We start from the raw sequence: 13,434 nt of genomic DNA, 5'->3' as shown, positions 1-13,434 counted from the left end.
ATGACAACAATGCTTTTTACAAATATGATTACCACCACGGCACCAATTGATCGGGTACGCTCACTACTAGCTGATTTAAGTCAGCTAGCCTTATGGAATCGATCAATCAGTGAGGTGCAGCTAACTGACCAAGGCGCCGAGCTTAGTCGTACTGAGACAGCTATTAATCAACAAGAATCAATTCAGATCCAAACAGCAGGTCAGCAAATTATTTATCTGGGGCAAGGTCCCCGGTTGAGTTATCAACTGATCTTTAAACTAACAGCTGATCATGGTGAGCAATTGACTTTGATTCGCGAAGAATTTATGGTGCTGCAATCCACCTTACCAAGGCCACTGTTGGCACTGGTAAAGCCAACGGCCAAAAAGGCCTTTTATCACAATTTAACTAATCTTGTGCGGTTAGCTGAATAAGCAATGTTCGGGTATCGATTTGTTTATGGCAGAAAGTCGGCAGTAACAGCAGTTGAAGATTTGTTGCCAGGTCACAATGACCTTCTTGATAACGATCCGAACTAAGGCGTGTAAAGAATAGTCAGCTTAGAAATCTCGATTTTTAACCGAGGTAACTAAGCTGACTATTTGATTATTAAGATTACGGTTTGGAACTGATATCATAGCTTCAATATTTTAACCAGTTGCTAAGTTGCCAAAATTAACAACTTAAACTTTTTTAAGAATGAAAACATAATTTGTGGTTACAATTTGCCGGGTGTTATAATAAACAAGATACAATTGTTCAACTGAGGGAGGATGCTGGACATTGAAAAAGTTTCGCTATTTAGATTGGTGGATTCTAGCACCTTACTTAGTCTTAGTGGCCATCGGTGTAGTAATGGTCTACTCAGCCAGCTCTGGTATCTTGTTGGCCAATAAATTGCCGGCAGATGCTTATTTTAAGAAACAACTTGGCTTTGCCTTAATCGGTATATTTCTGGCATTTTTTACTTATTTATTACGGGTACAATTGTTTTATTATCGAAAAGTTGTGCTCCTGATTCTGGGCGTTTCTTTAGCGTTCATGATTTCCTTACTGTTTTTGAAAATTTTACGGCCTAGTGCGGCAGTTAACGGCGCGGTTGGCTGGATCAATATTTTTGGGATTACCATTCAACCAGTGGAAATATCCAAGTTTGGTTTGATTATTTACTTGGCTTTCATCTTTGGTCGTAAAGAAACTGATTTACATTATCATGCTTACTTAAAAACCATTACAGCACCAGTTTTGTTGGCCATGTTTTTCATGTTCTTGGCGGCCCTGCAACCAGATATGGGTGGTGCCGGCATTTTACTGTTGATTACCATGGTAATGGTGGCAGCCAGTGGGATTCCTTGGATTTTTTCGGCGGGAATTTTCGCAGTTTTAGGATCATTTTTGACTTTTGGGATTTATTTCTTAGGTCATTTGGATACTAATTCGCCAATTTTGAAAACGTTGAAAATTAGTGGTTATCAATTAGCCCGAATTCAAGATTTGTTTCATCCGTTTCAAGTGGCTCAGCATGGTGGTCAACAGCTAGTTAATTCTTATTATGCCATTAATAATGGTGGCTGGTTTGGTCGCGGACTGGGCCGCAGTATTCAGAAAATGGGTTATTTACCGGAACCTTATACCGATTTCATTTTATCGATCACAGCTGAAGAGCTTGGTGTGATTGGCGTTGCAATTATCATTATTTTGTTAGGAATTCTGATTATCCGCAGCATTTATATTGGTATTCGCGTTCGGCGCAACACTTATTTAGCGTTGATTTGTTATGGGATTGGCACGATGATTTTTATCCAAGTCCTCTTTAATATTGGTGGGGTACTTGGTGTTTTACCGATTACTGGGGTGACGTTGCCGTTTATTAGTTATGGTGGCTCAAGTATGCTGATTTTGTCGGTCTGCATGGGCTTACTAATGAATATTAGTGCTTATGATAAGCGCCAACAGCAACGTCTTCAAGAAATTAAAAAAGAGGCATGATGATGTTTACAGTTAAAAAACGACTATCTTTATCCGTCTGGGTTTATTCATTAAAACAAGTGCGGCAACTGCGGCGTTATGGCATGATTGCCTATATTTCGAAACGCATGAAATATGTAGTAATTTACATTGATTATGATCAAGCAGATCGGGTGATCAATGCCTTAAATAATCTCCGGTTTGTGCGGCTGGTGGAAATTTCTCATCGGCACGAATTAAATATGAGTTTCGGCAAAAAGCTTGATCAAGAAGCTGCTTCACAAAGCGATGGTGGCAACATTTGAGAATTATTACTGGTAAATTTGGCGGTCGCCGGCTCACGGCAGTTCCTGGCACGAAGACGCGGCCAACGACTGATAAAGTTAAAGAGGCCATGTTTAGTATGATTGGGCCTTATTTTGATGGCGGTCAAGTTTTGGATCTCTTCGCTGGAACTGGTGGTTTAGGCATTGAGGCCGTTTCTCGCGGCTGTGATCATGCTTATTTAGTTGACAAGCAACGACAGGCACAACTGGTGATTACCCAGAATATCGCCGTGACTAAGGCGCCAGAGCAATTTACATTGCGGCGTCAGGCTGCTGAAACAGCATTGGCCGAGTTTTCCGCTAGTGAGCAGCAGTTTGATTTAATTTTCTTAGACCCACCATATCGTTTTAAGATTATTGGGACTTTGTTAACTAAATTTGTGGCCCTTAATTTGGTGAATGATCAGTCGCTAATTGTTGCCGAGACTGACGAAGCAGTGGATTTGGCAACGATTCCCGAAGCTTATCATTTTGTAAAAACCCATGATTATGGTTTAACTCATGTCACAGTTTGGCGATATCAGAAGGAGACGGTCTAATGACGAAGATTGCCTTATTTGCAGGTAGTTTTGATCCATTTACACGCGGTCATTTAGCAACGTTAAAACAAGCTTTGAAAGTCTTTGACCAAGTGATTGTGGCGGTGATGACCAATAATAGTAAACACTACACTTTGTCGGTTGCGGAACGTACTAGTATTATTGAGACGGCTACCAAAGACTTAGCACAGGTGCAAGTCGTTGCCCGGCCAGCCACGTTAACTACCAGCTTGGCCCAAGAAGTTGGGGCGCAGTTTCTGGTCCGTGGTATTCGTAATGCTGAAGATGTGACTTATGAATCGGGAATTGCGGCCATGAATCGGAGTTTAGCGCCGGAAATAGAGACGGTACTCCTGCTCGCGGATCCTGAATTAGCCTATGTTTCTTCAAGTATGATCAAGGAAGTCGTTCGCTTTGGCGGTGATGTTAGTCAGTATTTAACACCACAAGCGGCTAAATTATTACAACAAAAATTACGAGGGTGATGTCATGAAACGTTGGCAGAAAATTGCCAGTGGGTTGCTGGCCTTTTTATTAGTAGCGGCGTTCTTTCTGTTGCCGTTGCCAATCTACATTGAACAACCTGGTAGTGCCGAACCGTTGCGAGAATTCGTGACCGTCAACCACAAACATGATCAGCAAAAGGGTGCCTATATGTTGGTCACGGTCGGGATTGCTCAAGCCACACCTTTCCGTTGGCTGACGGCGCATTTTGACAGCTTTCATGAACTGGTCAGTCGTGAAGATTTAATGGGTGACCAGGATAGTGCGGTTTACGACCAAATGCAAAAGTATTATATGCAGAGTTCGATTAACAATGCGATTGCCCAAGCTTATCACGCTGCAGGTAAGGATTATCAGATTCAATTTAAGGGCATTTATGTTATGGATATTTTGCAGCATTCTAATTTAGCTGGAAAAGTGGCCATTGGTGATACGATTACCGCAATTGATGGGCATCAGTTTACGAATAATCAAGGCTTCATGGATTACTTGAAGCAGAAATCTTTGGGAACTCAAGTCAAAGTTAGTTATCAGCATCAGCAACAAGCCAAAACTACCACCGCCAAAATTATTAAGTTACTAGATACGAATCGTCATGGGCTAGGGATTACCTTAACTGATCGAACTTCCGTTAAAACCACTATCCCCGTTAAAATTGATGCTGGTGACATTGGTGGTCCTTCAGCGGGAATGATGTTCTCGTTACAGATCTATGAGCAACTGACGGGCAATCAATTACGTCATGGTCGCAAAATTGCTGGAACTGGCACAATTGCTGAAGATGGTACCGTTGGCGCAATTGGTGGCATCGACAAAAAAGTTGTTGCCGCCGATGCTGCTGGCGCCACCATTTTTTTCGCACCAGATGATCCCGTCACTAAGGCAATTAAAAAAGTTGAGCCTAACTATATCAATAATTACCAAACCGCTAAACAGGCAGCCGCTAAGATTAAAACCAAGATGAAAATCGTTCCGGTTAAAAAGTTTAGTGATGTGATCAAGTATCTCGAAACTCATCCCAATTAAATTAAAAATTTTAAGTTAAAGTCGCAGAAAATGGCGGCTTTTTTTCGTACTTAAGATTAGTGAGGTGAGGATCATGACCATTAAAGAACGCTTGGCGGCACAATGGGGTAAATGGCCTCGTTGGCTGCATGGTTTGTTAGTAGTACTGGGCATCGGACTAGTCAGCGGCCTGTTCTATGTTAGTAAAACCATTCAAGAGATCCGAGCGGTGACACAAACGGTGCCATCGGAATCGAAATCAATCGCCGCTAGTAGTCAATCAACAACGCAAGCTTCAGCGGCGTCAGCGACAACAAACAACAGCAAACCAAATAATGAGATCTGGATTGAAGTGAAAGGTGCGGTTAAACAGCCCGATGTTTATCAGTTTAAACGAGAGATTCGAATCAAAGATTTAATCAAGCGAGCGGGTGGCCTAACCGCCGCGGCTGATGATCGTCAGTTGAATTTGGCGGCGAAGTTGCAAGATGGTCAAAGCATTTATGTACCTGAAAAAGGGGAGCAGTTGGCCGAAACTGATCAGCTCAACAAGACTAACGCCACTAGTGGCAGTGAAACATCGGCAGCAGATCCAGCCAGCCAAGTGGATTTGAATCATGCAGATTTAACCCAATTACAACAAATATCTGGGATTGGTCCCAAGAAGGCGGCCGATATTATTGCCTACCGTGAGGAAAATGGTGGCTTCAAAGACGTTGAAGAATTAACTGAAGTTAGCGGTATTGGCGAGAAGACTTTGGCTAAGGTCCGTGATCAGATCTGTGTTAATTAATGGTCGGGCTTGATCATAGTTTTCGCGGCAAAGTTTTGCTGGTGGCCTTGGCCATGATCATCATGAGTGGCTTATTCTGGTATCAAACTAAATTACAGTTAGGCCTGTTAATCTTTCTCGGTTTAGTGCTATTTGGACGCTTTATTCAACTACGATCACGACAACTTTGGCTATTATTAGTGATTTTGCTGAGTCTCTTTGCGTGGCGGCAACTTTATTTTCAAAATCAATTGTTCCGAGTGCCGGCGACGATTGAGCAAATAAGGATTTTACCGGACCAGGGCCAGTTACAAGGTGATTTATTAACAGGTTCTGGGACCACCAGCGAGGGCATTAAGGTTAATTATGCTTTGCAGCTTGCGACTGAATCATTAGTCAATCAATTAAAAACGGCTCGGCAGCCACAGGTCTTAATGGTTAAACGCGCTAAGTTGCAGTTGATTCAACCAGCAACGAATATCGGCGAATTTGATTATCAGCAATGGGCTGCTCATCGGGGCCGACGTTATCAAATCACGGGAAAGTTACAACAAACCAGAACAGTTAAACCAATCAATTGGCAAGAAAAAGTTGCGGGCTATCGTTGCCAATTACAGCAACGTTTTAGTCACTATCCGCCATACTGCGCTTTCCATTTGCGCACTTTGGTGATTGGCTGCCAAGATGCCAATGATTGGCAACTTAAGTTCTTGCTAAGTAGCGTGGGTTTGATCCAAATTTTTTCATTATCCGGCCTACACTTAGATTTATTAATTTATGGTTGCCGCAAATTAGGTGCCCATTTACGAATACCCGATGAATGGCTTCGTGGTGGCTTAGTTTTAGCCTTGCCAATTTATGTTGTTTTTGTTGGTGGCCAAATTGGGATTCTCCGCAGTGTATTACTCTTTTATCTTCGTCAATTACAACTCCTTGGTAACTTTCGTTGGTCGACCTTGGATCAGTATAGTTGGACGTTACTGATCTGTTTGTGGTGGCGGCCGGCTTGCATTTGGGAGTTAGGCCCACAGCTCAGCTTCGGCCTAACTTTGGCTTGGCGTTGTTTGCCTCGAGACCTTGCGCGTTGGCGGCGTCAGTTACGGTTAGGCTACCTAAGTGGTCTATTGATTTTGTTTGCAACGTATAAAATTGAATTGTGGGCAGTTCTGTTTGGCGGTCTAGGAGCTTCAGTCTTGACCATCGTCATTCTTCCGTTAACTTGGTTGACATTGTTTTGGCCAAGCATGACAGTTTGGGTGGAACCGATTTGGCACGGCTTTTACCAGCTATTAGCTTGGGGCCAAACTTATTGCTCTTGGCAAATAAGCTATGGTCAGTTACCACTAGTTATTCTGTTGCTATGCTTGTTTAGTTGGCTTCTGGCCAGTCACTTACCGAAAATAAAACCACGAATTATTTTATTACAGGCAATCTTATTGAGCGGGCCGTTTTTATGGTGGCATTTACCCATCCGCCAGCAAGTCACGATTATTGACGTGGGCCAAGGTGATAGTTTATTGATTCAAACAAGTTGGCCTCGCCGAACTTTGTTAATTGATACTGGTGGCCAATTAACTTTCGCGAAAACGGCTGCTTGGCAACAACGTCCGCGCCGGCCACAAATTGAGCGAGTGACGCTGCCTTATTTAGCCAGTCAGGGAATTAATCACTTGGATTACGTTGTGGTCACCCATCAAGACGCGGATCATTTAGGCGACTTAGGGGCATTACTTGCCCAATTCCCAGTTAAAAAATTACTTTTCCCAGCGGGGATGGAGACAAATCCACAGTTTCAGCAGCAATTACGTCAAAATCGTTATTCGACACGCTATCAACCCTGCTTAGCTGGCGAGCAGATTAATGATCAGCAGCTACATGCATTGGTGGTTGGCCCACAACAACCGGGGACAGGGACCAATGAGGACTCATTATGTTTATGGTTTGCGCTTGATAATTGGCGTTGGCTCGCGACGGGAGATTTGGATCAAGCTGGTGAACGATTGTTGCAGCAACACTATCCGCAACTACAAGCAGATTATTTGAAAGTTGGTCATCATGGGAGTCGCACGTCCAGTGATCCGGCCTTCATTCAGCAGTTACAACTCACGCAGGCATTTATTTCGGCGGGCCGGCAAAATCGCTATGGTCATCCTCATTCGGAGACAATCTTGACCTTGGAACAAACGGCAGTGCCTTTTTTAAATACGGCTCAATATGGTATGATTGTTTGGCAAGAATATCCTTGGCGCCACATAAAACGTCAGGTGAAGATTCGGACCCAACAATCAGGGAGTGAAACCAAGTGGTCAAAACAGTCAATCAAGGAATCAGTGTTGCCCAATTAACAAAAATGGATTTGACTCAGTTACCACCCATTTGCTTGGTGCTTGGCCAGGAACCAGTTTTATTAACTCAGGCACAGCAATATTTTGAACAATTATTACCAGCAGATGAAGCCCAAATGAATTTTGGTCGTTATGACTTAACCGAAACCAATTTAGCCGCCGCCCTTGATGATGCGGCGTCAGTACCTTTCTTTGGTGACTGGCGCTTAGTGATTTTAACGCAGCCGACTTTTCTAACAGCAACGCCAACTAAGAATAAAATTGATCAACCAGTCGATTTGCTCAGCGCTTATCTCCAACAACCTCAGCCAAGCACTAAATTGGTGATTTGGGCTGATTATGAAAAATTAGATGAACGTAAAAAAATCACCAAATTGCTAAAGAAAACCGCCTTGGTAGTTGATGTTGCCAAATTAACTGGTCCTGCTGTTAGTCGAACGTTAACGGCTACAGCTAAGCAAGCCAACATCGCGATTGCGCCAGACGCCCAAGAATTATTATTACATCGGGTGCGGGATGATTACTCACAGGCGTTTCAACAGCTGCAACAATTGCAACTGTATGCGGGACCAGGACAAACCATTACCAAACAAATGGTGGCAGATTTAGTAGAACAGATCATTGATGATAATATTTTTGACTTAGTTGCTGCAACCTTGAATCACCAGTTACAAACTGCGTTGCAAATTTATCAGAAGTTATTACTCAATGGGGCTGAACCAATTGCGTTGTTAGCGCTGATTCTAACCCAAGTGCGATTGTTGTTACAAACGAAGATCATGCAACAATCAGGTTTCCAGCAGGGAAGTATTGCCCAACAATTAAAAGTCCATCCTTATCGTGTTAAATTGGCCTTACAACAAAATCGTCACTTTGAATTGGCTCAATTAATGCAAATGTATCAAGAGTTAGTTGATTTAGATTATCAAATAAAAACCGGTCGGGCTGAGAAAGAACAAGCGTTGGCCTTGTTGATCACGAAATTTGCCAGTCATTAGCAATCATAAAAAAGCCCTCACAATTTTCTGATAATTGTGAGGGCTATTTATTGTTTACGCTAATTGTGGCAGTTTAAGTTCACGGCATATTTGGGCCATGTTGCTGTTGGTACCGGTCGCTTCGCTAGAATCGCATTAAGTTGCTATTAGCTAGCGAGTTTATTCTTTAGCAGTTGACAAGATAAACTAGGGTACAAAAAAAGTCTGCAGTGAAGACCGCAGAACTTAATTAAAAGCGAATTTAAATTAATTTGCTTGGTTTAAACGAGTCAAACGTGACTTATCACGGGCTGCTTTATTGGCATGGATCAAGCCTTTGGAAGCGGCCATATCGATCGAACGAATTGCGCTTGTGTATAATGCATCAGCGTTTTCTGCTTTAGCAGCATGAGCTGTTTCGAATTTCTTAACAGCAGTACGCATAGCAGCTTTTTGGCCGGCATTAAGTTCATTAGCTTTGTGATTTGTTTTAACACGTTTGATTGCAGATTTGATTTGTGGCATTGAGGTCACCTCCAACTACTACTTAGATTAAAACTAGCCAAAAGATATTATATCAAAACTGTGTGAATATGCAAGGCTAGCCAGTAACTTTCCGTCTTTTTTCTGTAAAATTGACTAAATTCATGGCTTATGAGACAATAATTTGCGGAAAACCTTGCTTTTTAGCTGGTTTTTCGCTAAAGTAATTGTGTTATACCATTTACTCTGTTTGACGATCCACCGACGTCTTACTGAGTTCTTGGACTATTTTAATGAGGTGAAAGAAATGGCAATTTCTCAAGTTCAAAAGAACGAAATTATTGCAAAGTACGCTCGTCACGAAGGCGACACTGGCTCTGCAGAAGTACAAATCGCAGTTTTAACTGCTGATATCAATGCTTTAAACGAGCATTTACGTGTACACAAGAAGGACCATCATTCATATGTTGGTTTGTTAAAGAAGATCGGCCATCGTCGTAATCTTTTAGCATACTTACGTAGCAACGATGTTGTTCGTTATCGTGAACTTATTAAGAGCTTAGGCTTACGTCGTTAAGCTTACCCATGGCGAGGTCATTTCGATCTCGCTTTCTTTATACATAGAATTAAAATAAAAGTAAAGGATCGAAGCAAATGGCACATGAAAAAAAAGTTTTTCGACGTCAATGGGGTGGGCAAAACCTACAAGTTGAAGTTGGACAATTAGCCCAACAAGCTGACGGCGCAGTTTTAGTACGCTATGGTGAAACGGCTGTTTTAAGTGCGGTCGTGCATAAACCGGCCAGTGGGAATCAAGATTTCTTTCCCCTGACGATTAATTATGATGAAAAGATGTTTGCCGCTGGTAAAATTCCTGGTGGCTTCAACAAGCGCGAAGGTAAACCAAGTACCCATGCAACTCTGACGGCGCGTTTAATCGATCGTCCAATTCGGCCGTTGTTCCCTGATGGCTATCATGATGATGTTCAAATCACTAATATTGTGTTTAGTGCTGACCCGACAGCTGGCCCAGAATTATTGGCAATGCTGGGGTCTTCTTTAGCATTGGGTATTTCTAGTATTCCTTTTGAAGGACCCATTGCCGGGGTGAAAGTTGCGCGCGTCAATGGCGAACTGCAATTGAATACACAATCTAATGAATTAGCAGATTCTGATTTGGATTTAACCGTTGCTGGCACGGCTACGGCAGTTAATATGGTCGAAGCCGGTGGTCAAGAAATTGCTGAAAGCGATATGTTAGCAGCTTTGGATTTTGGCTTGGCGCGAGTAAAAGAACTTTGCGAGTTTGAACAAGAAATTATTGCGACGGTAGGTCAACCCAAAGCAGAATTTGTTGCCCCAGAGATTCCCGCTGGATTAAGTGCTGAAGTCGATGATCATTATCAGGCAACCATGCGCACGGCAATTTTAACTAAAGATAAGCAGGCTCGGGATGAAAATATTGCCGCCGTCAAAGCCTTGGCTCATGACCATTATGCGGCAATGGCGGACAGTAATGATGCAACCAGTGTGGTTAGTTTAGTCGATGAGTTATTGGCTGACCTAGAACGACGGCTTGTTCGCGAATTGATTTTGACGGAGCAAATTCGGCCTGATGGTCGGCAATTAGACGAAATCCGGCCGTTATCAGCAGAAGTTGGGTTATTACCGCGAACTCATGGCTCCGGTTTATTTACCCGTGGGCAAACTCAAGTTTTAACGGCCTTAACTTTGGCGCCTTTAGGTGAAGCCCAAGTGATCGATGGCTTATTGCCCGAATATCAGAAGACGTTCGTGCATCATTATAATTTTCCCCAGTTTTCAGTTGGTGAAACAGGTCGTTACGGCGCACCTGGCCGCCGCGAAATTGGTCACGGTGCTTTAGGTGAACGGGCTTTGAAACCAGTGATTCCTAGTATTGAAGCCTTTCCTTATTCAATTCGACTCGTTTCTAACGTTCTGGAATCCAATGGCTCTTCTTCTCAGGCTAGTATTTGTGCCAGCACTTTGGCTTTGTTGGATGGTGGGGTGCCAATCAAAGCACCTGTTGCCGGCATTGCCATGGGGATGGTTAAAGAAGGCGCCGATTATGCCATTTTAACGGATATTCAAGGTATCGAAGATCATCTTGGCGATATGGACTTTAAGGTTGCCGGAACAGCTCAAGGAATTACAGCTTTACAGATGGATATTAAGGCTGAAGGTGTCACTAGCGAGATTCTTGGCGAGGCTTTGGCCCAAGCTAAGCAAGCCCGTTTAGAAATTTTGGCGACGATCACGGCAACAATTCCCGAACATCGGGCTGAATTAAGTACTTACGCTCCGAAAATCGAACAATTGATGATCAAGCCAGAACAAATCAAAGACGTTATCGGCCATGGTGGCGAAACAATCAACGAGATTATTGCCCAAACTGGTGTTAAAATTAATATTGAGCAGACTGGTCAAGTGACGATTAGTGCGACTGACTTGGCGGCAATTGAACAGGCAAAACGTATTATTGCCGACTTGACCCGAGAAATCAAAGTTGGTGGCGTTTATTTAGGTACTGTCAATCGCATCGAAGCCTTTGGTGCTTTTGTTGAATTGGCTCGTGGTAAAAATGCTTTGGTTCATATCTCACAATTAACAATGAGTCACTTAGATAAAGTAGAAAATGCGGTTAAATTAGGCGATCAATTACTAGTCAAGGTAATCAGTATTGATGGCAAGGGTCGAATCAATGCTTCTCGTAAAGCGTTATTGACCGATGAATCGCAAACAGAAAATTAAGGAGTTAAAATGGTACAAAATTTAAAAGTTATTCCGTTTGGCGGTGTCCGCGAAAACGGTAAAAATATGTATGCTGTTGAAGTCGAGGATGAAATTTATATTTTTGATTGCGGCTTAATGTATCCTGAAAATGAATTGCTGGGGATCGACGTGGTGATTCCCGATTTCACTTATCTTTACGAAAATATCGATAAAGTTGTCGGCATCTTTCTAACTCACGGCCATGCTGATGCAATTGGGGCTTTGCCATACTTTTTGGCAGAACATCAAGTGCCAGTCTTTGGTTCAGAGTTATCAATTGCCTTAGCCAAAATTACGGTTAATGGTGAGAAGAAGACGCGTAATTTCAAAGACTTTCATGTCATCGACGAAACTTCAGCAATTGATTTCAATCATGCAACAGTTAGTTTCTTTAAAACAACCCACTCGATTCCTGGCTCTTTAGGGATCAATCTCAAAACTGATGCTGGTCAAATTGTTTATACTGGCGACTTTAAGTTTGATCAAGCAGCTAAGCCAATGTTCCAAACCGACTATGCGCGGATTGCTGATGTTGGTCGTGGCAAGACATTGCTGTTGTTAAGTGATTCTTCTAATGCAGAATCGCCTTATGAGATCAGCAGTGGCCGTGATATTTTAAGTTATATTTTGGAAACTTTCAAATATCATAACGGTCGAATTATTGTGGCCTCAGTTGCTAGCAACATTGAACGAATGCAACAAATTTTCGATGCAGCTGCAAAAACCGGCCGTAAAGTGATTTTAACTGGTCGCGATTTGGAAAAGATCGTTAAAACCGCGTTGAAATTAAATTATTTAACCTTACCTGATCCTAATCTTTTAGCATTAACGAAAGACTTAAAGACCTTGAAGCCTGAAGAAACAATTGTTTTGGAAACTGGCCGAATGGGCGAACCATTGAAGTCATTAGAACGTATGGCTACTAATCGTCATCGTTTATTGCATATTAAAGAGGGCGACTTGGTCTTTATTGCCACGACGCCATCGCATGCCATGGAAACAACTGTCGCTAAAATGCGCGATATGATTTATCGCGCCGGCGGGACTGTAAAAGCCATTGGTGATGATCTGCATGCTTCTGGTCATGCCAACAAAACTGATCTGCAGTTGATGATCAATTTGGTCCATCCTCAGAACTTGATGCCCGTCCAAGGCGAATATCGTCTCTTAGAAACTCATGCGGAAATCGCTGAAGAAACTGGGCTGCAACCAGATCATATTTTCATTACTAAGGCTGGCGATGTGCTCAAGTATGATAAGGGCCAGTTTCATTTAGCGGCAGCAGTAACTGCTGGTGACACGATGATCGATGGTAAGGGTGTCGGCGACATTGGCAATATTGTCTTACGAGATCGTCGTTTATTGGCCGATGACGGAATTTTTATTGCCGTTGTCACCATTGACCGGCGTAAGAAGAAAATCGTTGCTAAACCAAAACTGACTTCTCGTGGCTTCGTTTATGTTAAAGCTAATCGTGACTTGATGTCGGAAAGCTCAGCAATTATTGTTAAAACAATTGATAATAATTTGACTCACAAAGAATTCGATTGGAATAACTTAAAGCAAGATGTCCGTGAGAATCTTAGCAAGTATTTATACGACCAAACGAAACGTCATCCTGTGATTTTGCCAGTGATCATGGAAGTTAATCAAAATCGCCATCGTTAAAAAGTTTTTTCTTGAGTTGGCGTATTTATAATTAACCAGCAATTTTGACAATTAATTGCTAATGAATGAGGAGA

13 protein-coding genes are annotated in these 13,434 nt (G+C 42.5%); 12 read left to right on the top strand and 1 reads right to left on the bottom strand.

Going from position 1 to position 13,434, the window contains the following annotated elements; all coding sequences use genetic code 11:
• The 9 genes from EKM82_RS01375 (at position 1) to holA (ending at position 8,437) form a co-directional block, all read left to right on the top strand.
• Positions 1–414 (top strand): hypothetical protein, encoded by a 414-nt coding sequence (locus EKM82_RS01375; RefSeq protein WP_125766538.1) that lies wholly within the window; start codon positions 1–3, stop codon positions 412–414.
• Between the two features lie 349 nt (positions 415–763).
• A complete protein-coding gene (locus EKM82_RS01370) occupies positions 764–1,969 on the top strand; it encodes an FtsW/RodA/SpoVE family cell cycle protein (protein ID WP_125766537.1) in 1,206 nt (401 codons plus the stop codon).
• Between the two features lie 2 nt (positions 1,970–1,971).
• A complete protein-coding gene (locus EKM82_RS01365; RefSeq protein ID WP_164508043.1) occupies positions 1,972–2,253 on the top strand; it encodes a YlbG family protein in 282 nt (93 codons plus the stop codon).
• Positions 2,250–2,813 carry a 16S rRNA (guanine(966)-N(2))-methyltransferase RsmD gene (gene rsmD / locus EKM82_RS01360; RefSeq protein ID WP_125766535.1) on the top strand — a complete coding sequence of 188 codons (564 nt, stop codon included), beginning with the start codon at positions 2,250–2,252 and terminating at the stop codon, positions 2,811–2,813. The genes EKM82_RS01365 and rsmD overlap by 4 nt, the downstream gene beginning before the upstream one ends.
• Complete coding sequence (coaD, locus tag EKM82_RS01355; protein WP_125766534.1) at positions 2,813–3,298, top strand: pantetheine-phosphate adenylyltransferase; 486 nt, start codon at positions 2,813–2,815, stop codon at positions 3,296–3,298. Before rsmD ends, coaD begins: the two co-directional genes overlap by 1 nt.
• Positions 3,299–3,302: 4 nt before the next feature.
• Positions 3,303–4,343 (top strand): SepM family pheromone-processing serine protease, encoded by a 1,041-nt coding sequence (locus tag EKM82_RS01350; protein ID WP_125766533.1) that lies wholly within the window; start codon positions 3,303–3,305, stop codon positions 4,341–4,343.
• Positions 4,344–4,416: 73 nt separating this feature from the next.
• On the top strand, positions 4,417–5,115 hold the full coding sequence (locus EKM82_RS01345) for a helix-hairpin-helix domain-containing protein (RefSeq protein ID WP_125766532.1): 699 nt from the start codon (positions 4,417–4,419) through the stop codon (positions 5,113–5,115).
• Positions 5,115–7,439, top strand: a complete 2,325-nt coding sequence (locus EKM82_RS01340; RefSeq protein ID WP_125766531.1) for a DNA internalization-related competence protein ComEC/Rec2 — start codon at positions 5,115–5,117, stop codon at positions 7,437–7,439. The genes EKM82_RS01345 and EKM82_RS01340 overlap by 1 nt, the downstream gene beginning before the upstream one ends.
• Positions 7,397–8,437: a DNA polymerase III subunit delta gene (gene holA, locus EKM82_RS01335; RefSeq protein ID WP_125766530.1), complete on the top strand. Its 1,041-nt coding sequence runs from the start codon at positions 7,397–7,399 to the stop codon at positions 8,435–8,437. The genes EKM82_RS01340 and holA overlap by 43 nt, the downstream gene beginning before the upstream one ends.
• A 246-nt stretch (positions 8,438–8,683) precedes the next feature.
• Here the strand turns inward: holA and rpsT are convergent, their stop codons facing one another.
• Positions 8,684–8,941 (bottom strand): 30S ribosomal protein S20, encoded by a 258-nt coding sequence (gene rpsT, locus EKM82_RS01330; RefSeq protein ID WP_125650578.1) that lies wholly within the window; start codon positions 8,939–8,941, stop codon positions 8,684–8,686.
• 265 nt (positions 8,942–9,206) lie between these two features.
• Here rpsT and rpsO point away from each other — a divergent pair, with 265 nt between their 5' ends.
• The 3 genes from rpsO (at position 9,207) to EKM82_RS01315 (ending at position 13,360) form a co-directional block, all read left to right on the top strand.
• The gene (rpsO, locus tag EKM82_RS01325; RefSeq protein ID WP_125766529.1) at positions 9,207–9,476 is read left to right on the top strand and encodes a 30S ribosomal protein S15; all 270 of its coding nucleotides are present in this window, start codon (positions 9,207–9,209) and stop codon (positions 9,474–9,476) included.
• 77 nt (positions 9,477–9,553) lie between these two features.
• Positions 9,554–11,671 (top strand): polyribonucleotide nucleotidyltransferase, encoded by a 2,118-nt coding sequence (gene pnp, locus EKM82_RS01320; protein WP_125766528.1) that lies wholly within the window; start codon positions 9,554–9,556, stop codon positions 11,669–11,671.
• A 9-nt stretch (positions 11,672–11,680) separates the two neighbouring features.
• Positions 11,681–13,360, top strand: a complete 1,680-nt coding sequence (locus EKM82_RS01315) for a ribonuclease J (RefSeq protein WP_125766527.1) — start codon at positions 11,681–11,683, stop codon at positions 13,358–13,360.
• The last annotated feature ends 74 nt before the right edge of the window (positions 13,361–13,434 follow it).

The sequence above is a fragment of the Lapidilactobacillus wuchangensis genome (genome assembly GCF_003946645.1).
Lineage (GTDB): Bacteria > Bacillota > Bacilli > Lactobacillales > Lactobacillaceae > Lapidilactobacillus > Lapidilactobacillus wuchangensis.
This window is presented reverse-complemented; position numbering and strand designations above follow the sequence as displayed.

Bases quoted from the DNA above. Each gene is read 5' to 3' on its own strand.
- EKM82_RS01375 (WP_125766538.1), top strand. From the start codon at position 1: ATGACAACAATGCTTTTTACAAATATGATTACCACCACGGCACCAATT.
- EKM82_RS01365 (WP_164508043.1), top strand. From the start codon at position 1,972: ATGTTTACAGTTAAAAAACGACTATCTTTATCCGTCTGGGTTTATTCA.
- coaD (WP_125766534.1), top strand. From the start codon at position 2,813: ATGACGAAGATTGCCTTATTTGCAGGTAGTTTTGATCCATTTACACGC.
- EKM82_RS01350 (WP_125766533.1), top strand. From the start codon at position 3,303: ATGAAACGTTGGCAGAAAATTGCCAGTGGGTTGCTGGCCTTTTTATTA.
- EKM82_RS01345 (WP_125766532.1), top strand. From the start codon at position 4,417: ATGACCATTAAAGAACGCTTGGCGGCACAATGGGGTAAATGGCCTCGT.
- EKM82_RS01340 (WP_125766531.1), top strand. From the start codon at position 5,115: ATGGTCGGGCTTGATCATAGTTTTCGCGGCAAAGTTTTGCTGGTGGCC.
- rpsT (WP_125650578.1), bottom strand. From the start codon at position 8,941: ATGCCACAAATCAAATCTGCAATCAAACGTGTTAAAACAAATCACAAA.
- rpsO (WP_125766529.1), top strand. From the start codon at position 9,207: ATGGCAATTTCTCAAGTTCAAAAGAACGAAATTATTGCAAAGTACGCT.
- pnp (WP_125766528.1), top strand. From the start codon at position 9,554: ATGGCACATGAAAAAAAAGTTTTTCGACGTCAATGGGGTGGGCAAAAC.
- EKM82_RS01315 (WP_125766527.1), top strand. From the start codon at position 11,681: ATGGTACAAAATTTAAAAGTTATTCCGTTTGGCGGTGTCCGCGAAAAC.